Raw genomic sequence first — 19,068 nt, 5'->3', positions numbered from 1 at the left:
CGCGCGGCATCTCACGCGCCGCGGCCGTCGTCTACCTTTCAACGACACAACGGGAATTGACCGGGCGTGCGCGCGACGCGCTTGTCCTATGCTGAGTGAACGGCGCGGCCCGGCCTGATGGCGCGCCGTCAATGTCGTGCGGCGACGACGGTCGCTGCGGCCAACGGAACGGCGGCTGGCGGTGCCGACACATACATCGGATTGATCGGCACCGGGTAGTGAACCGGCCGCGGCGGCGGCGCGTAGACCACGATGGCCGGCCAATACACGACGACTCTCGCGTAGGCGGCGGAAGAGCAGGCAAGACCGATGGCGGTGAAAGTCGAGGCGCAGGCGAGACGAAAAGTCATTTGGGACCCCTGAGATGTTGAAAGCCGATGGACGGCAGACGCAACGATAAGCAGCAGGCCGGCAAAACGGAACCGCAAACTCGTTTCATTCGATGTCACGCTGCCTTGACATGATTCGACATGATTGTTGGATTGCGATCGCGCTGCGTCTGACCAAGAATTCGGCCTGTCATCGAAACGGATCGCGGCACTCAGGCAGGCGACGGTCGATGCTTCAAGCGAAGGAGTCAGTCATGAAGAAGTTGCTCGTCACCGTCCTGCTGTGCTGTGCGTCCACCGTCACATTCGCTCAGGCCGCCGCGCCGCAAGGTGCCAGTCAGCAGCGGATGGAGCGCATCGAGCAGCAGTTGCAAACGCGCTTTTCGAACGCGAACACCACGCACGACGGCAAGCTCACCCGCGACCAGGCGGCGTCCGGCATGCCGATGGTCGCGCGTCATTTCGATGAGATCGACACGCAGAAGACCGGCTACATCACGTTGCCGCAGATCGAGGCCTTCATGGTGGAACGCGGGGCCGCGCACTGAGCGGCGCGGACTTCGAGGAGCTTGCGGATGGAACGCCCCGCCAGGATCATCGTGCTCGACGACGAAGCCGAGTTGCGCAACATGCTGCTGCGCTTTCTGCGCGGTCACGGCTTCGACGTGCGCGCGGCCGAGGACGGCAAACGTCTGAATCGCTATCTGGAGCGCGAGCCGTTCGACCTGCTGATACTCGATCTGATGATCGGCGAAGAGGATGGTCTGGAGATCTGCGCGAAGCTGCGCGCGCAAGGGCAGACCTTACCGATCCTGATGCTGACCGCAAAAGGTGATCCGCTCGATCGCGTGACGGGCCTCGAAACCGGCGCCGACGACTATCTCGCCAAACCGTTCCTGCCGCGCGAGCTGATTGCGCGAATCAACGCGCTGCTGCGCCGCCAGAAGATGGCCGCGGGCGACGTCACGGTGACTTCGCAGCGCGTGCGCTTCGGCGACTTCACGCTCGACGTCGGCAAGCAGGCGCTGTCGCGCGCGGGCGAGCCGCTCGACATTCATTCCGCGCAGATGCTGCTGCTGATTGCCCTCGCGTCGTCGCCGAACCGCGCGGTGAGCCGCGACAACCTGCTCGCGCGAGCGCGAGGGCGCGACCATGACGCGCTCGATCGCAGCATCGACGTACAGGTGCTGCGGTTGCGGCAGATCGTCGAGGACGATCCGGCCAAACCGCGCTTCATTCGTACCGTCTGGGGCGTCGGCTATATGCTCGTCGCCGATGTCGAATCATGACGCGCTGGCTGTCGCGCACCTTGCTGCCTCGCACACTGCTCGCGCGCAACATCGCGCTGTTGATCGCGCTCGTGATGCTGAGCCAGATCTGCTCGATCGTCGTGCTGCTGCATTACGTGCAGCGGCCACGCGTCGAGCGCGCGGCGGCCGTGTTCGCGACCTACGTGAGCACACTCGACAACCTGCTCGCGGCGACGCCGCCGGCCTCGCGCACCGCGCTGAGCGCACGTCTCGACGCGCGCGAGGATCTGCCGCCTGAAGCGACCACCGCGCCGCCGCACGATTTGTTGCGCGCGTATCGCACCTATCAGCGCGGTTTGTTTCTCGACAGCCTGCGGAAGCATCTGCCCGCTGATATGCCGGTGCGGTGGCAGACCGAGGGCGCGCAGCGGCTGTGGATTCGCATGCATGGGCCGGCTGCCGGCTCCCACGACGCCGCGGGGTCCGCGGCGAGCGCGCCATACTGGATCGCGCTGCCGATTCCCGAGGACGCGCAGGGCAGCGGCCTCGAAGCGGCAATCTTTCTGTCGTTGGGTCTCGGCCTGCTTGCCGCGCTTGCCGGCTATGCGATCCAGCTACATCTGAACGAACCGTTGCGCGAGCTCACGCAAGCTGCGCGGCGTGTAAGCGCCGGCGACTCGCCCTCGCCATTGCCGACCGACGGCCCCGCCGAAATCGCCGCCGTGAGCGGTGCTTTCAATCAGATGACGCGCGCGTTACAGGACGCCGAATCGACGCGCGCGTTGATGCTTGCGGGCATCTCGCACGACATCCGCACGCCGTTGACGAAGCTGCGCCTGTCGATGGCGATGGCGATGCCGCAGGGGGCCGACAGCAGCTTCGTGATCGCGGCCGAATCGTACCTGGATCAGATCGAGAGGATCCTGCAGCAGTTCATGGACTACGCGGGCAGCGGCGAGCGCGAGGAGGCCCGGCCCGGTGATCTGAACGCACTGATCGAACGGCTCGCAGGCGACTTCGCGGGGCTCGGACACGAATTCGAACTGTCGCTGGGCAGCTTGCCGGCGGTGCGATATCGGCCGACCAGCATGATGCGGCTCCTGATGAACCTGATGCAGAACGCGATCGTCTATGGCGGCAGCGGGCTTGCGGTGCGCACGTGGGCGATGCAAGACGCGGTGGCGGTCGCGGTCGGCGATCGCGGCAAGGGGTTGACGGCGCAGGAGTTGGAAAACCTGAAGGCGCCATTTCAGCGCGGCCGCAATGCGCGTGCGCACAGCGGCGGCACGGGGCTGGGGCTGTCGATCGTCGAGCGGATCGCGCGGCTGCACGGCGGCGGCCTGCAGTTTCATGCGCGCGACGGCGGCGGCCTCGAAGTGTGGGTCGTCTTGCCGGTCAAGGCGGCATAACCGCAAAACGGCGTGACGGCGTGACCCTTGCCGTTCACTCCCGATCGAGCCACGCGTCGAGCCCGACGCGAAACGCGACGCCTGCGATCACCGGCACCGTGAGCATCAGGATGATGCCGAAGTTCGGGATCTCGTCGCCGTACATGACCGGGTTGTACAGCACGACGCCCGACACGATCGCGAACGTCACGACGCCAATGGCGACCATCAGGAGATTGCGCACGGACAGCGACAGCGTTTTGCGCTTCGCCTTGTGCGCCGTGTCGTGAGCGCCGGGGACTTCGTCGTGTTGGGCAGGCATGATGGTTCTCGTGGCAAATAATGCAGCATCGGAAGCGGTCGCGGTGGGCACCGCGCCCGGCATCATAACCGGGCACCCATCCTTACTCACAATATATGCCATTCCACGCCGTACGATTTCAGGCCTCGGCTTCGGGCCGCGCGTCGGGCGCCGAATCCGCGCAAGATGCCCCGAAGCGAGCCGCGATCGGGCCGGCGTTCCGGCTGGCGACAAGCAAGCCATGGCGGCCCACGCCTCGTCTTTGGGCTAGGACGCCGCTTGCGTGTGATCGAGCCATGGCGCGAGCGCGTGTCGCAACTGCGCGATATCGAGCGGCTTGCCGAGCATCCGCGCGCCCGGAATCGCTGCTTCGATCTCGGCGTTGCAACCGTAGCCAGACACAAGCAGCACGCGTATTTGCGGCTGCACGCGCAGCACCGTGCGAGCGAGTTCGTCGCCGGACATACCGGGTAGCGTGAGGTCGGTCAGCAGCACATCGTAGTGTTGCGTGGTGGCGAGCAGCAGCGCAGCTTCGGCGTTCGCCACCGCGGTGCAAGCGAGGCCTAGCGCGCCGAGCAGTTCGCCGAGCGCCTCGCGCGATTGGGTGTCGTCCTCGACGAAGAGCACGCGCGCTGCCTCGTGGGCGACACGCGGCCGCCGATCCTTCCTCGTCTCTTTCTGGGGTACTTTGTTCAACGCCTCCTGCGGCGCGTTCGCCTTCGTCGCGCCATGCGTGTGCGCGCTTTCGTACGCGGCGGGTGGCACGCACGCGGCGATACGCGCTTCGCGCATCTCGGCCGCGTGGTCCGCGCGAAGAACGTTACGCACCATACGGGCAAGATCGTCGCGCCGGTAGGGCTTGGGCAGCAGCGTGATACCGGCGTCGATCTTGCCGTGGTGGACGATTTCGTCGCGCGTATAGCCCGATGTGAACAGCGTGGGTACCGGCGGCGTGCGCGCGGCCGCGCGTTGCGCGAGCTCGACGCTCTTCAGTTTGCCGGGCATCACGACGTCGGTGAACAGCAGATCGATCGGCACGTCGCTGTCGATGAACTCGAGCGCCGCGTCGCCGTTCGGTGCGGTCAGCACCTTGTAGCCGAGCTGCGCGAGCATCTCGACGGCGGTTAGCCGCACGTCGGCGTCGTCCTCGACGACCAGTATCGTTTCGCCGCCGCCGACCGACGCCGCGCTGCTGTCGATGGTCTCGGGCGTCTCCGCCTCGCAGCAGCGTGGAAACAACAGGGACACTGTGGTGCCGCGTCCCACTTCGCTTTCGATCGACACATGTCCGCCGCTTTGCCGCACGAAGCCGAACACCATGGAGAGGCCAAGGCCGGTGCCGTGGCCGTCGGGCTTGGTCGTGAAGAACGGCTCGAACACGCGCTGCAGGACTTCGGGCGGCATGCCCGAACCGGTGTCGGCAACCGACAACTCCACATATGCGCCCGGTGACAGATCCGGCTTGCCTTGGCAGAAAGCGGCGTCGAGCACGCGGTTGGTCGCGCGCACGGTGAGCAGGCCGTCGGCACGCATGGCGTCGCGTGCATTGATCGCGAGATTGAGCAGCGCGTTTTCCAGTTGATTGCGGTCGACCTGCACGTTCCACAGATCGTCGCTGAACACCGTGTCGATCCGCACCGTCTCGCCGAGCGCGCGGTGCAGCATCTCGCTCATGCCGGTCAGCAGGCGGCGCGGATTCAACACGGTCGGCGACAGCGGCTGACGTCGTGCGAATGCGAGCAGATGCGCGGCAAGCTTCGCGCCGCGTTTGACGGCATCGGTCGCGGCGCATAGACGCCGCTGCGTGACAGGGTCGTCGTCGGCTTCGGCGGCGAGCATCTGCAGATTGCCGTTGATCACCTGCAGCACGTTGTTGAAGTCGTGCGCGACGCCACCTGTCAGGCTGCCGATCGCTTCCATCTTCTGCGCTTGGCGCAGCTGTTCCTCGGCGAGCGCGCGCGCCGCGATCGAATCGGCGACGCGCTGCTCGAGTGTTTCGGTTAACTGAAGAAGTTGCTGTTCGGCGATTTTGCGGTCGTGAATGTCGATCAGCACGCCCGGAAAGCGCGTCGGCTCGCCATATTCATCGTACTGGCAGCGGCCGTTCGCCTGCACCCACATATAGCCGCCGTCAGGCCGCCGGATTCGGTACTCCGCGCGAAACGGCTCGCCGCTGCGGATCGCTTCGGCTGTCAGGCGGTCGTTGAGCGCCTGGTCGTCGGGATGGATCATCTGCGTCGCGGCGTCGCGCGCGACGCCCTTCGACGCTGTGTCGCGCGCAAACAGGAAAGTGCGCGCGAAACGTTCGTCGCCGCTGACCTCGCCCGTGCGCAGATCCAGCACCCAGGTGCCGAGCACGGCGCCGGTGTTCAGCGCGAGCTGCAGGCGTTCGTTGGTCTCTTGCAGATCGGTTTCAGCTTGCTGTCGCAGGCGCTCGGTCAACACGCGCCCGGTGGTCTCGACGACCATCGCAAGCACGCCGGCCGGCGCGCCGCGATCGCCCGCGACCGGGCTGTAGTACAGATCCATCCACACGTCTTCCGGCTTGCCGTCGCGCAGCAGTACCAGCGCCTTGTCGCGATATGACAGCGTACCGCCCGCAAGGCAGGTGAGCATGACCTGATGGTTGAAGTCGGCGACTTCGGGCCAGCCCTCTTCGACCGGACGGCCGAGCAGATAGGGATGCCGGCCGCCCGCGAAGACCGCATAGGCGTCGTTGTAGATCATGTAGCCGGGCTCGCCCCACAACAGCACGAGCGGCACCGGCGAGGCGAGCATCAGCTGGACCGTCGAGGTCAGACTGCGCTGCCAGTGTTCGATCGCGCCGAGGGTGGTCGGGCGCCAGTCGAATTCGCTGATGCGTCGCGCCATCTCGCCGCGCCAGCCGGCGCAGCCGTAGTCTTGTGCCGGAAAGGGCATGCCGCGCTCCACCTGATATCACGTCGGAAAGTGTTGGCTCCTGACCGAAGCTTCGAAGGCTTCACGCGCGTCGCGCAGCCTTCGAAACGCCAATTTATTGTAGGGCACAACGCCGTATCGTTGATGCATCGCAGATGCCTGTTCGGGAGGGCGTGAATGCGCGATTTGTTGCTGGTCAAGCCGCGCAGATGGCGGTGCGCGCCGAATTTATATATCGTCGTACGTTAGCCATCAATGTTTGCCCAACGTTTGCCGATAACCATGGGCGGAGTGACCGGAAACCCAGCTGACCAGCCTTCTATGTCTACCATCCCGACGCAGCACCAGCCCCAGCCGAGCCTGCGCGAGCGCTTTCACCGGCGCTCGCTCGAGCATCAGCGGCCGCTTTCCCTTGTGACGATGGGCTTCACGGTGCTTGCTTTCCTGTGCATGGTAGCGGCGCGCGAGCTGGTCGGCGCTCCGTCCGCGCCGCTCGGCTACCGGTTGCTGTGCGCGCTCGTGCTCGCGCTGCTGGTGCTGGCGATCCCGCGCACGAAGTCGACGGCGCTGTTCGGCGCGATCGGCGTCGTGTACATGCTGGTGCTGGTCGGCGGGGTGGTGCTGAATGCGCGCGGCCTCGTGGATCCGCTGGTGTGGCTGTTGCCGGCGCTCGTCGTGATACCGATCTGCGCGGCGCCGCTGTGGCTCACGCCCATGCATTTCGTCACCGGAAACGCGCTGTTCTATGCAGTGGCCATCGCGCTGCTGCTCGGCAACACTCATTCGCGCGAGGTCGACGCGGCAGTATGGACGTGGGTCATCGTGATCGGCGCGCCGAGCGCGGCGGTGTTCCATTTCAGCTTCTACCGTTTCAGGCGCAATCACTTTCTGCTCGAGAGCCAGCTCGCGCAGCTCGCCGCGACCGACCCACTGACGGGCCTTCAAAACCGCCGCGCGTTCGTCAAGCACGCGGAGGGGCGCCTCGAGACGCGAGCGCCGGGCGCGCAGATCAGCGCGATCTTTCTCGACATCGACAGCTTCAAGTCGCTCAACGACCGCTTCGGCCACGCGGTCGGCGACCATGCGCTGTTCCAGGTCGCGCAGGTGCTGAAGGACGCGGTCGCGCTTTACCATAGCGCGAGCCGCATCGGCGGCGAGGAGTTCGCGTTGCTGCTCGACGACGACCTCGCCGGCGCGCTGCGACTCGCGGAGCGGCTGCGCGTCGACATCGCCGCGATCGAGCGGCCGGACGGCTATCTGACCGCTAGCTTCGGCGTCGCCGAGCACCGGCCCGGCGAAAGCTTCATGGTGCTGCTCGATCGCGCGGACGAAGCGTTGCTGCGCGCGAAGCAGACCGGCCGCAACCGGGTCTGCGCGGCGCGCGCGCTGCCGTTCGACCCGCTGCAGCCACCGTTCGACGACGGGTTCGCGCCGCACGCCGCAGGCAACGACCCGAGCGCGGCGCGTTACCGCTGGGAAGACTTCTATCTGATCTCGCACTTTCAGCCGCTTTACAGCCTGTCGCATCAGAAGCAGGTCGGTTTCGAGGCACTGCTGCGCGGCGAGCAGGGCGACGGCACGCTGGTGCCGCCGATCGTGATGTTCGCGCCGAAGCCGTCGAGCGACGAAGGCGCGCTCGACCGCGCGAGCCATGCGGTGCATCTGGGCAACGCGCGTCGGACGCTGCCCGGCGATGCGTGGCTGTTCCTGAACATCCTGCCGGCCACCTTCGTCGCCGACGGCTACGCCGATCAGTTGACGACGATCGTGCGCGCCGCCGGGCTCGAACCCGAGCGCGTGATTCTGGAGATCCTCGAATCGCATGGCGGCAGCGTCGACGACATGTCGCGCGCGGCGGCGCGCTACCGCCAGCACGGCTTCCTGATCGCCGTCGACGACTTCGGCGCGGGCCAGTCGAATCTCGACCGGCTGCTGCGGATCCGGCCGGACATCGTGAAGCTCGACGGCGAGCTGATTCGCGCGACCACGCACGGCACCCAGCAGCCTATCCTTCCGAAGCTCGTGTCGCTGCTGCATCAGGCGGGGATGCTGGTGGTCGTCGAAGGCGTCGAGACGGCCGAGGAGCTGATTCTCGCGGTCGAGTCGAATGTCGATTTCGCGCAGGGCTATCTGCTCGGCCGGCCTGCTGCCGAGATCGCGCCGCCCGAGTCGGTGCACCGCCAGATCGACGATGCGTTCGACGTGATCGCGCAAGGCCGCGCGCACCAGCATGCGCTGTTCGAATCCGAGGTCGAGCCGTACCGGCTCGAGCTACGGCGCGCGGCCGACGACTTGCGCGCTGGCGTCATGATGGACGATGCGTTCGCAACGCTCGCCACCTTCGCGCGTTGCATCAGCTGCTTCATTCTCGACGAGACCGGCCGCCAGATCGGTCACGAGGTGCGCGGGCCCGCATGGTGCAAGGACGCCGCGTCGCTGCAGCCGGTTGCCAATCCGCGCGATGCGCGCTGGGATCACCGGCCGTACTTCCGCAATGCGGTGCTGCTGCCCGGCGAGGCGATCACCAGCAATCCTTACCTGTCGCTCGCGAGTGGGCGGCCGTGCATCGCCGTGACACTGGCCGTGCAACTGGGGAGCGGGCGCTGTGTGATGGGGGTCGAGCTGGACTGGTCGGCGCGCGGGTTGCCCTGGCCGGCGGGGGAGTAGGGCGTCGTGGCAGGTCGGCGTGTGCGCGCTGATCTCGCCGTGAAACGTATCATTGAGGCTTACGGGAAAACCCGCGACCAACCAGCAAGCCTATTGACCTTACCAGCCGTAAAACCGCTGCCACTCGACGCTGCTGCCGTCCGGCGCGACCGCGTGATACTCGGGGAACTGCGCGCCGGTCGCGCACGCGTGGTTCGGCAGAATGCGCAGTTTCATGCCGATGGGAAAGCGCTGTGTGATGTCCCCGGTCTGTGCGCCGGCTTGCCGATCGGCTCGAGCCGCCGCAAGAATCCCGTGCTCCTGGTTGGCGCCGCTCACGACATAACCGGGCAGCAACGTGCCATTGAGCAGGCACGGCTGTCCATAGCCGAAATCGTGCGACTGCCGCGACGTGCCGCGATCGCGGCTAAGCGCCATCCAGCCCGCGTCGAGGATCGCCCAGCCTTTGTCTTCCTGATGACCGATCACGGTCGTGAGTACGCTCAGCGCGATGTCGTCGAGCGTGCAGACGCCCACGTTGCGCATGACCAGATCGAACAGCACGTAGACGCCGGCTCGCACCTCGGTGACGCCTTCGAGATGCCGCGCGGCGAGCGCGGTCGGCGTCGAGCCGACACTCACGGCCGGGCACGCGATGCCCGCTGCGCGCAACCGCTCGGCGGCGCGCACGCAGCCCGCGCGTTCCTGCTCCGCGAGTGCGGCGAGCGCTTCGTGCGTATCCAACTCATAGCTCGAACCCGCGTGGGTCATCACGCCGCCGACCTTCACGCCGTTCTCGTGCAGAATCCGTCCAACGTCGAGCAGAGCTTGCTGTTCGGGCTGGATCCCCGAGCGATGTCCGTCCGTATCGACCTCGATCCAGACCTCGAACGATTCGCCGTGCTGGTCGCCGAACGCGGCGATCGCCGCGGCAGCGCTCGGATTGTCGACCACGAGCTTCAGATCGCAGCCTTGGCGGCGCAGCGCGAGCGCTCGCGGCAGCTTCGACGGGACCATGCTGACGGCGTACAGGATGTCGTCGATGCCGGCCGCGAAGAACGCTTCCGCTTCCTTCAGCGTCGACACCGTGATGCCGCGCGCGCCGGCGGCGAGCTGCGCGCGCACGACGTCGATGCACTTGGTGGTTTTCACGTGCGGCCGAAACGCGACGCCGAGCGTATTCATCTGTGCCTGCATCCGCGCGATGTTTTTCTGCATCCGCGCGACATCGATCAACGCGGCCGGGGTTTCGATGTGTTCGAGTTTCATGCTTGCACCTGAAGAGCGAGGCGAGGTTGGAGATTCAATGCCGACGATCGCGGCCAAAGCCGGCGAGCCACGGCACCAACCCGTCGAGCGATGCCACTTCGAGCTCGGGCGCCTGCGCGCCCGCGACGAGAGGCAGGCCGACGTGGTTGTGCCAGTAGGTCCGCAAACCGACGGCCGCGGTGCCGAACATGTCATAGCTCGACCCGGCGACGAACGCGGCGCGCTGCGGCTCGACGCCGAGCTTGGCGAGCGCGAGGCGATAGGGTTGCGGGTCCGGCTTGTAGACGCCGGCTTCCTCGGCGGTGACGATCGCGTCCCAGCGCACGGGCAGCAACGCGGCGGCCTGCGAGCCGAGCCGTGTCGAACAGTTCGTGACGACCGCGAGCTTGCAATGCGGCGCGAGCGCGCGCAACGCGTCGAGCGCGCCGGGCCACGGCGTCAGGTTCGGCCAGTCCGCTTCGAGCGCGCTCGCGGCCGATGCGGGTAGGCCGACTTGCGCGGCCGCCTCGCGTACCAGTTGATCATAGGGAACGTAGCGGCCGCAGCCGTATGTCAGACGCAGATACGCGGCACGCCATGCGCGGCCCGCTTCGTCGGAGCCCGCCGCGCGGTTCCATGAAGTCCACGAGTCGAGCAGCGCGGTCAGCAGGTCGAACAGGACCGCGTCGGGGTAGGTTGGGGCGTCGGTGGAATGGGCGGCAGCAGTCATGATTGCATGTAACCGGCTGTTGACGATGAGTCGATTATAGGTTTCTGTCGGTAAGTCAGCGTTCAGTACAGTTGATTCTAAGATTCAGGCGGACTGAATCGTCGCCGCCACGGCGGCGACGGCCTGAAGCGGCCTTGCAGATACTGCATGAAATGGCGGATGCGCGCAGGCAGTCCCGCACGCTGGTGCGTGAGCGCGATCACGTTCGCGTCGGGCGCTTTCCAGCCCGGCAGCAGGCGCACAAGTCTGCCCTTTGCGAGGTCGTCGGCGACATCCCATTCGGAACGCAGAATCACGCCGCGCCCCTCGCAGGCCCATTGGCGGATCACGTCGCCGTCGTTGCAGCTCAGATGCGCGGACACGCGCACACTGCGGCGCGTGCGGCCTTTGCTGAACTGCCATAGCGATACGTCCTCGTTGTTTTCGCGCAGGACGATGCACGGCAGCCGGCTCAACGCATCCGGCGATTCGGGCTCGCCGATTCGCCTGACGAGCGCGGGCGCCGCGCAGACGAAGCGCGCGTTCGGCGCGATCGTATAGCCGACCAGGTTCGACAGCGGCAGCTCGCCGATATGCACGACGATATCGAAGCGATCGAGCGTGTCCGTCAACGGCCGGTCCGATAGCGTCAGCGCGACGTCGATATCGGGGTTCTGCTGCTGGAACTCGCCGATCAGCGGCGCCAGATGGCGTCGCCCGAAACCGAGCGGCGCATTGATCTTCAGCGTGCCGACGAGGCCGCCGCGGCGGGTTTGCAGATCGTCGAACAACGCGTCGAACTGCTCGATCAGCTCGGCGCCGCGCTCGCACAGCAGCAGGCCTTCGTCGGTGAATTGCAAGCGGCGCGCGCTGCGGTTCACCAACTGCGCGCCGAGCTTCTTTTCGAGTTGTTGCAAGCGCTGCGTGACCGCCGACGGCGACAGCGCGAGTGCGCGCGCGGCAGCGACCAGGCTGCCGCTCGCGCGCAGCGTAAGCAGGAAGCGGATATCGGCCGAATCGTTCATGGGTGCAATGTGGGTGCAAGACGGGAGCGTGGAATCTCGCAGCATAATGCGTGCGGATCGATCACAGGGTAGAGTGGCGCTTCCGGCCAATTGATTCGAACCTTTGGAAGAGAAGTCCCATGCCGTTGCCCCATGACTCGTCCGCGAACGACGCCGCGCCCAACCGTGCGTTGAAACAGGCGGTGTTTCTGCATACGGGCTGGCGCAGCGCGGGCACGTGGGTGTGGTCGCGGCTTCGCGAACTCGAGCGCGCGGCCGGTTTCTACGAACCGCTCAGCAACGTGCTCGCCGATCTCATGCCCGCCGACGTGTCCGCCTCGCGTCCCACCTTGACCTCGGGACACCCGCCGCTCGCCGCGCCGTACTTCGACGAGTACCGGCCGTTTCTGCGCGAAGACGCGCGCGGCGTCGCGGGTTACGACAGGCGCTTCAGCATCGATCGCTTTACGCGCGAACCGGATGCGACATTCCCGTTGCTGCAGGCCTATCTCAGCGCATTGAGCGAGCACACGATCGAGCACGGCCGCGTGCCGGTCTTCAAGTTCTGCCGCACGGGCGGCCGTCTGCCGTGGCTGAAGCGCGCGTTCGCGCGGGCGCTGCATGTGGGCGTGCTGCGCAATCCCGCGTCGCAGTTCGCGTCGGGTTGGTTGCTGCGGCAGCAATGGAGCAATGCGTTTTTTGTCGCGGCGCCGTTTCGCGTGCTCGGTCTGAATCAGACGGACCCGCTGGTGCGCGAAGTGATCGGCGTGTGCGGCGTGCGTCTGCCGCCGTTGCCGTCGATGCCCGATGACGCGTATGCAGTCGCGTGCGAGCAGTTCGCGCGCACGGTGGACAGCGACAACGCGTATCGCGCGTTCATTGCGTTGTGGATGCTTTGCGCGCTGCGCATTGGCGAAGGCGTCGATCTGCTGATCGATATGGACCGGCTCGGCGAGTCGCGCGATTATGCGAGCGATTTGCGCGCCGCGTTCCACGCGCAATGCGGCTTGTCGCCCGACTTCACGAGCGCGCGCGATCTGGTCGTTGAAACGCGGCGCAGCGCGGCGCGCATGACGGGCATCGACGGCGGCGCGCTGCGCGCCGTGCACTCCGCAGCGCTGAAATTTCTGAAGGCGCAGGCGGGCATCGACGCTGCCTTCGTCGAGGTGGTCCGCCAGAAGATGGTGCTGGCGAACGAGCTCACCGAAACGTGGCGCTAGCCGTGCGCCGCCAGCACCGTGCGATCAGCTGCCGCGCGCAGCGGGCTCAAGCAACGGCCTTTTTCGCTTTGGCCATGCTCTGCGCGCGCATTGCGTCGTAGCTGAGCTTGTCGATCGGCACGACGTTCTTTTCGCCGAGGTCGCTGAGCCGCACCCGGAAGGTCTCACGCGCACTCCATGCGGCGATCGCGCAGACGATCGTGATGGCAAACGTGATCGCGCCGATCGTCAACGGCACGTTGTGCGATCCCGGCGGCGCGACATAGGCGAACAGGGCCGGCAGCAGCGCGGTGATCGTCGTGCCGATGTTCTGGCCGATCGCCATCGCGGAGACGCGTGAACGCGTCGGGAACAGTTCCGGGTAGAAGCTCGGGAAGATCGCGTTGTAGCCTTGATAGATGACGCCCCACATCAGGATCGACATCACCAGCGCGAGCGGCACGTTGCGAATGCTGATCGCGTACAGATACGCGAAAGAAAGCAGCCCTGCACCGAGCGAGCCGACGATGATCGGCAGACGCCGCCCGATCCGGTCGGACAGATTGCCCACGTACGGAATCACCAGCACCGCGACGATGTTGCCGATCACCGGGATCCACAGATACAGGCTCTTCGAAAAGCCGACGCCGTAAGCCGGCTGCACCGCGTATGCCGCGCCGAAAATCGTCGCGACGACCGGGATCACGTTCATCAATGAGCACAGCACGACGCGCAGCATGTCGCGCCAGTTGTACTTGAACGCTTCGACGATCGGCGAGCGCGGGACGCCGCCGCTTGCGCCTTCCTTCTCGAACGCGGGCGTTTCCTCGACTTCGCGGCGGATGATGTAGCCGGCGATCAGCACGACCGAGCTGAGCAGGAAAGGAACGCGCCAGCCCCACGCGTTGAACGACTTGTCGTCCATGAAGTAGGCGAGTGGCAGGAATATCGCGGCGGCGAGAATCTGGCCGGCCTGCACGCCTTGCAACGTGAAGCTTGCGTAATAGCCGCGTCGCCCGAAGGGCGCGTGTTCGAGAATCATCGAGCTGGCGCCTGAGATTTCACCGGCGACCGCGAAACCCTGGATCAGCCGCAGCACGACGAGCAGCAGCGGCGCGAGAAAGCCGATCTGCGGATAGGTCGGCAGCAGACCGACCGCCATCGTCGATAGACCCATCAGGAACATGCAGAGGAGCAGGACGTTCTTGCGCCCGTGGGTGTCGCCCCAGTGACCGAGCACGAGGGCACCGATAGGCCGCGCGACGTAGCCGACGCCGTAGGTTGCGAGCGATGCAACGATCGCAATCTTAGGGTTGCCTGAAGGAAAGAACAGCTGGGGAAAGATCAGCGCGGCGGCCTGCGCATAGATGAAGAAATCGTAGTACTCGAGTGCCGAGCCGATCCAGCCGCTGGCGGTTGCCTTGCGAGCCTGCGAGTGATGCCCGCTGCCTGTCGATGCGTTCGGTTGCATGACGTCTCCTGAATGGGATGTTTTTGTCAGCTTCTATGGCTGAATCATTTGCATCCTTAAACGGGCGCCGCGCAAGCCAGGATTTTCCTGCTCTCGTTGCCGCAGTGCGGCAAGTGCTGCGGTGCACAACCGGTGCCGTTGGGTTCAAATACGCTGATGGCGCACAGCGTGAGCGGACTGTGAGCGGCGCTCACACGCTCGAAGCCGCATCCTCTTCCGCCTCGTCCAGCTCGCTGCGCCGAACCGTCGTGACGGAGTCGGGAACGACCGTGGCGGTCACGGGCCGCGGGTCTTCGATGCTGTAGCGCAGGCGCCAGCCTTCGCGATAGAAGCGCAGTTGCCGGTATCGCATCAGATAGATCAGACCGACGAGCGCCGCCCCGAATCCCGACGCCGCGCCGACGCCGAGCGCCCAACGCGGGCCGAAATGGTCGGCGACCCAGCCGACTACCGGCGCGCCGAGCGGTGTGCCGCCGAGCGCGATAGCGAGCAGAATCGCGATCACGCGCCCGCGCATCGCGGGCTCGGTGGTCAGCTGCACCAGGCTATTAGTCGAGGTGGTGAAGGTCTGGGTCGACACGCCGATCGCGACCAGCACGATGCCGAACAGCACGTAGTTCGGCATCAGCGCGGCCGCCGTGCAGCCGACGCCGAACATCGCGCCGGCGCCGAGCAGCAGCCCGATCGTGGGACGCGCGCGGCGCGCGGCGAGCAATGCACCGGTGACCGAGCCGATCGCCATCGTCGAACTGAGCACGCCGTACTCCCCCGCGCCCGCGCGGAACGCGGTGACGGACATCGTCGAGATGAAGATCGGGAAGTTCAGGCCGAAGGTGCCGATCAGGAACAGCATCAGCAGCGCCGCTTTCAGATCGGGGCGCGTCCACACATATTTGAAGCCTTCGACGAAACTGCCGCGCGAACGCACATTGCGCGGCTTGACGTGCAATTGGTCGAGCCGCAGCATGCGCAGCGCGCCGAGCACCGCGACGAACGACAGTGCGTTGATCAGAAACACCCAGCCGCTGCCCACCGACGCGATCAGCAGACCCGCGACCGCCGGCCCGAGCATGCGCGCGGCGTTGAACGACGTGGAGTTCAGCGCGACCGCGTTGGCGAGGTCGCGTTCGCCGACGAGGTCGGAGACGAAGGTCTGCCGCGCGGGGGAATCGAACGCGGTCACGCAGCCGAGCAGCCCCGCGAACAGGTAGACCTGCCATAGCTGCACGAGCCCCGTGACCGTGAGCAGACCGAGCGCGAGCGCCAGCGTGCCCATCGCCGCCTGGGTCGCGAACAGCAGCTTGCGGCGATCGAAGTGATCGGCCGCGTAGCCGGTGAGCGGCAGCAGCAGCATCTGCGGGCCGAACTGCAGCGACATCACGATGCCCACCGCCGTCGCGTTGTGATGCGTGAGCTCGGTGAGCACGAGCCAGTCCTGCGCCGTGCGCTGCATCCACGTGCCGATGTTCGAGACGATCGCGCCGCTCGCCCAGACACGATAGTTGAATATACGCAGCGAACGGAAGGTGGTGCTCACGGCAGGGGTCCGACGAGGCGTTTCAGCAGATTGACGCCCGTCGCGAGTTGTTGCTGTTCGGCCGCCGTGAAACGCGTTTGAATCGTGCGATACAGCCAGTCTTCGCGCGCCGCGCGGCTTGCCTTGACCCTCTTGCGAAAGGACGGTGTCAGCGACAGAACCGTCTGCCGTCCGTCGTTGGGATCGGGCGCGCCGCTGACGAGCCCGGCGGCTTTCAATGCCGCGAGCGTTTCTCCCATCGACTGCGGACGCATGCCATGCGCGCGCGCGAGTCCGGTGACCGTGGCGGGGCCGTCGCGTTCCAGCAGGTTCAGCACCTGCACCTGCGACGGCGTGAAGTCGCCGACATGCGACTCTTCGCGCAGACGCCGGCGCAGCTTGCCGGCCAGCACGCGCAGGTCTTCGGCCAACGTATGAAGTTGTTCCGGCGTAACCGGGGGAGCGGATTTGCTCATGCGATGACATGATGTGAAGGCCACCTGATAAGGTTACCTTCGCACCTTGTCCGGGTCAAGTTTTGAAGTGGCGGGCCGGCGGACGCCCGCGTGGACACGACGACTTCAACGCGCGCGCATCCGCCGGTTGAAAAAGCGCCATATCGCGCCGCCGGCCAGCATCGCGCCGCCGAGTGCGAGGCCCAGCAGCACCAGCGAGCTCAGATGTTCGCGCACCACCGGCACGTTGCCGAACAGATAGCCGGCCGTAATCAGCGAGACGACCCACAGCGCCGCACCGGCGGTGACGAAGGCGACGAAGCGCGAGAACGTCATACGCGACACGCCCGCGGCGAACGGCGCGAAGGTACGCACCACGGCGATGAAGGGCGACAACAGAAAGGTCAGGCGGCCGCGCGTCTCGCTGAAGGCATGCGCCCGGCGCAGCGCATCGCGATTGAGCCAGTAGTAGTTGCGGGTGTAGACCTTGTCGCCGACCGCGTGGCCGATCGCATATCCGACGATGCTGCCGGTCACCGTGGCGACGAACAGCACGGGCGCGATGATCCACACGTTCAATCCGCCCGTGGCCGCGAGCGCGCCGCAAATGAAGATCAGCGGGTCGCCGGGCAGAAAGAATAGCGGCAAAAAGCCGTATTCGACGAACACGACGACGAACAGCAGCGCGTAGATTGCCGTTCCGAATTGCACGATCAGCGCGCTCAGGTGCTGGTCGAGGTGCAGCGCGATCTGCAGCACGTTCATCAGGTTCATCTTGGCATGGGCCTCGGGTGGCATTCGGATTTGATGAGTGTAGTCCCGCGCGCGCGTGTGCAGGGCGTTTGCGCGAGTTCACGTCGTTTGTCGCTTGCCGAGGTTGCGGCGCCGATGTCAAACTCGGACGGCCCTCATCAGATGCAACGCCATGCCGAACGACCCCGACATCACTTTCCGTTTTGCCGCGCCACGCGACGCCGAAACGATTCGCGCAATCGAATTGGAAGCGGCCCTACGTTTCATCAGCGTCGGCATGGCTGGCATTGCCGACGCCCCGCCTATGGCGCACGAGATCGCCCAGCGCAAGATCGAAGCGCGCGAGATCATCGTCGCGCTCGACCAACACTGCACCTGCGTGGGCTTCGTGATGTTCGAGCCGCAGCCCGCGCGCATCTACATTCAGGAGCTCGACGTGCTGAGCTCGCACGCGGGCAGGCGCATCGGCGCGGCATTGATCGAAGAGGTCGCGCGAATCGCGCGCATGCGGCAACTGCCGCAACTCGTGCTGTCGACGTATCGCGAAGTGCCGTGGAATGCGCCGTACTATCGACGGCTCGGGTTTCGCGACCTGGAGATCTCGGAGCTCGACGCGGCGTTGCTCGCGCGGCGCGACGCGCACATCGCACGCGGGCTCGATGAATCGAAACGGGTGTTCATGCGGCGCGATCTTGTCTAGCGCACAAAAAAACGGCGGGCGTGACCGAAATCCAGTCACGCCCGCCGCTTTGCTTCGTCGGTTCATCCAGCGGACAAGCGCCCGCTGATGCTGCCGATCACGCCGTTTCCAGCGCCGGATAATCGGTGTAGCCGGCCTCGCCGCGCGCATAGTACGTCGCGGGAACCGGCTTGTTCAGCGGCGCGTCTTCCGCGAAGCGCCGCACCAGATCCGGATTCGCGATGTACAGCTGCCCCCAGGCTACCGCATCCGCTTCGCCCGCGTCGAGCACCCGTTGCGCGGTTTCCTTGGTGAACTTCTCGTTCGCGATGTACGGGCCGCCGAACGCCTTTTTCAGCTGCGGGCCGAGGCGGTCGTCGCCGAGCGCTTCACGTGCCGCGATAAACGCGATCTTGCGTTTGCCGAGTTCGCGCGCGACATAGCCGAATGTTGCGGCCGGGTCGGAGTCGCCCATCGTGTGCGCGTCGCGGCGCGGTGCGAGATGCACGCCGACCCGGTTCGCACCCCACACGCTGATGCACGCGTCGGTGACTTCGAGCAACAAACGCGCGCGGTTTTCGATCGGACCGCCGTACGCATCGGTACGCTTGTTGGTGCTGTCCTGCAGGAACTGGTCGAGCAGATAGCCGTTCGCGCCGTGCACTTCGACGCCGTCGAAGCCCGCTGCCTTCGCGTTTTCGGCGCCCTTGCGGAACGCTTCGACCACACCGGAGATTTCATCGAGCTCGAGTGCGCGCGGCGTCACGAACGGACGCTCGGGACGCACGAGGCTCACATGACCGCCCGCCGCGATCGCGCTCGGCGCGACCGGCAGCTCGCCGTTCAGGAACATCGGGTCCGAAATGCGGCCGACGTGCCACAGCTGCAGGAAGATCCTGCCACCCGCGTCGTGTACGGCCTGCGTGACGCGCTTCCAGCCTTCTACCTGCTCTTGCGACCAGATGCCCGGCGTCTCCGCGTAGCCGACGCCTTGCGGCGTGACCGATGTCGCCTCGCTCAGGATCAGGCCGGCGCTCGCGCGCTCGGCGTAATAGCGTGCCATCAGCGCGTTCGGCACGCGGATTTCCTCGGCGCGCTGACGCGTGAGCGGCGCCATGATGATGCGGTTCGGCAGGGTGATATCGCCAATTTGCAGTGGATCGAAAAGAGTCGGCATAAGAGTTCACCTTTGGCGGCGGGTAGGACCCGAGCCTAAAAAAAC

The 19,068-nt window shown here is 66.0% G+C and carries 17 protein-coding genes; 6 read left to right on the top strand and 11 right to left on the bottom strand.

The annotated features are described in order from the left end of the window. Positions 1–128 precede the first annotated feature (128 nt). Positions 129–350, bottom strand: a complete 222-nt coding sequence (locus BJG93_RS24780; protein WP_231337513.1) for a hypothetical protein — start codon at positions 348–350, stop codon at positions 129–131. Positions 351–583: 233 nt separating this feature from the next. On the opposite strand from BJG93_RS24780, the gene BJG93_RS24775 reads away from it, so the two are divergent. Genes BJG93_RS24775 through BJG93_RS24765 form a run of 3 tightly spaced genes read left to right on the top strand, consistent with a single transcriptional unit; the run spans position 584 to position 2,988 of the window. Beyond that, complete coding sequence (locus tag BJG93_RS24775) at positions 584–877, top strand: EF-hand domain-containing protein (RefSeq protein ID WP_027193984.1); 294 nt, start codon at positions 584–586, stop codon at positions 875–877. Between the two features lie 27 nt (positions 878–904). Further along, entirely contained in the window at positions 905–1,618 is a 714-nt protein-coding gene (locus BJG93_RS24770; RefSeq protein WP_027193983.1) for a response regulator, read from the top strand. Beyond that, positions 1,615–2,988 (top strand): ATP-binding protein, encoded by a 1,374-nt coding sequence (locus BJG93_RS24765; RefSeq protein ID WP_027193982.1) that lies wholly within the window; start codon positions 1,615–1,617, stop codon positions 2,986–2,988. Before BJG93_RS24770 ends, BJG93_RS24765 begins: the two co-directional genes overlap by 4 nt. 34 nt (positions 2,989–3,022) lie before the next feature. Here BJG93_RS24765 and BJG93_RS24760 read toward each other — a convergent pair whose 3' ends face one another. Both BJG93_RS24760 and BJG93_RS24755 read right to left on the bottom strand, forming a co-directional pair. Continuing rightward, positions 3,023–3,289, bottom strand: a complete 267-nt coding sequence (locus BJG93_RS24760) for a hypothetical protein (RefSeq protein ID WP_027193981.1) — start codon at positions 3,287–3,289, stop codon at positions 3,023–3,025. A 246-nt stretch (positions 3,290–3,535) separates the two neighbouring features. Then, positions 3,536–6,187 carry a response regulator gene (locus BJG93_RS24755; protein WP_027193980.1) on the bottom strand — a complete coding sequence of 884 codons (2,652 nt, stop codon included), beginning with the start codon at positions 6,185–6,187 and terminating at the stop codon, positions 3,536–3,538. 300 nt (positions 6,188–6,487) lie between these two features. Between BJG93_RS24755 and BJG93_RS24750 the strand changes: the two genes are divergently transcribed. After that, positions 6,488–8,833 carry a bifunctional diguanylate cyclase/phosphodiesterase gene (locus tag BJG93_RS24750; RefSeq protein ID WP_027193979.1) on the top strand — a complete coding sequence of 782 codons (2,346 nt, stop codon included), beginning with the start codon at positions 6,488–6,490 and terminating at the stop codon, positions 8,831–8,833. Between the two features lie 99 nt (positions 8,834–8,932). Here BJG93_RS24750 and BJG93_RS24745 read toward each other — a convergent pair whose 3' ends face one another. From BJG93_RS24745 to BJG93_RS24735, 3 genes are all read right to left on the bottom strand, one after another. Continuing rightward, positions 8,933–10,081, bottom strand: a complete 1,149-nt coding sequence (locus tag BJG93_RS24745) for a DSD1 family PLP-dependent enzyme (RefSeq protein ID WP_027193978.1) — start codon at positions 10,079–10,081, stop codon at positions 8,933–8,935. A 34-nt stretch (positions 10,082–10,115) separates the two neighbouring features. Next, a complete protein-coding gene (locus BJG93_RS24740; RefSeq protein WP_027193977.1) occupies positions 10,116–10,790 on the bottom strand; it encodes an HAD family hydrolase in 675 nt (224 codons plus the stop codon). Positions 10,791–10,867: 77 nt separating this feature from the next. Continuing rightward, the gene (locus BJG93_RS24735; protein ID WP_027193976.1) at positions 10,868–11,794 is read right to left on the bottom strand and encodes a LysR substrate-binding domain-containing protein; all 927 of its coding nucleotides are present in this window, start codon (positions 11,792–11,794) and stop codon (positions 10,868–10,870) included. Between the two features lie 119 nt (positions 11,795–11,913). Between BJG93_RS24735 and BJG93_RS24730 the strand changes: the two genes are divergently transcribed. Then, the gene (locus tag BJG93_RS24730) at positions 11,914–12,993 is read left to right on the top strand and encodes a hypothetical protein (protein ID WP_027193975.1); all 1,080 of its coding nucleotides are present in this window, start codon (positions 11,914–11,916) and stop codon (positions 12,991–12,993) included. 46 nt (positions 12,994–13,039) lie between these two features. Here BJG93_RS24730 and BJG93_RS24725 read toward each other — a convergent pair whose 3' ends face one another. From BJG93_RS24725 to BJG93_RS24710, 4 genes are all read right to left on the bottom strand, one after another. Then, positions 13,040–14,443, bottom strand: a complete 1,404-nt coding sequence (locus BJG93_RS24725) for an MFS transporter (RefSeq protein ID WP_027193974.1) — start codon at positions 14,441–14,443, stop codon at positions 13,040–13,042. A gap of 190 nt (positions 14,444–14,633) precedes the next feature. Further along, positions 14,634–15,980, bottom strand: a complete 1,347-nt coding sequence (locus BJG93_RS24720) for an MFS transporter (RefSeq protein WP_027193973.1) — start codon at positions 15,978–15,980, stop codon at positions 14,634–14,636. Further along, positions 15,977–16,435: a MarR family winged helix-turn-helix transcriptional regulator gene (locus BJG93_RS24715; RefSeq protein ID WP_027193972.1), complete on the bottom strand. Its 459-nt coding sequence runs from the start codon at positions 16,433–16,435 to the stop codon at positions 15,977–15,979. The genes BJG93_RS24720 and BJG93_RS24715 overlap by 4 nt, the downstream gene beginning before the upstream one ends. Positions 16,436–16,540: 105 nt before the next feature. After that, on the bottom strand, positions 16,541–17,188 hold the full coding sequence (locus BJG93_RS24710) for a VTT domain-containing protein (protein WP_027193971.1): 648 nt from the start codon (positions 17,186–17,188) through the stop codon (positions 16,541–16,543). A gap of 151 nt (positions 17,189–17,339) precedes the next feature. Between BJG93_RS24710 and BJG93_RS24705 the strand changes: the two genes are divergently transcribed. After that, a complete protein-coding gene (locus tag BJG93_RS24705) occupies positions 17,340–17,867 on the top strand; it encodes a GNAT family N-acetyltransferase (protein WP_027193970.1) in 528 nt (175 codons plus the stop codon). Between the two features lie 97 nt (positions 17,868–17,964). On the opposite strand, the gene BJG93_RS24700 is transcribed toward BJG93_RS24705, so the two are convergent. Beyond that, positions 17,965–19,023 (bottom strand): alkene reductase, encoded by a 1,059-nt coding sequence (locus tag BJG93_RS24700; protein ID WP_027193969.1) that lies wholly within the window; start codon positions 19,021–19,023, stop codon positions 17,965–17,967. Positions 19,024–19,068: the final 45 nt, after the last annotated feature.

Origin of the sequence: Paraburkholderia sprentiae WSM5005 (assembly GCF_001865575.2) — a bacterium.
In the GTDB taxonomy this organism is placed as follows: Bacteria; Pseudomonadota; Gammaproteobacteria; order Burkholderiales; family Burkholderiaceae; genus Paraburkholderia; species Paraburkholderia sprentiae.
The sequence above is the reverse complement of the archived record's forward strand: the minus strand, read 5'-3'. Positions and strand labels throughout refer to the sequence as shown.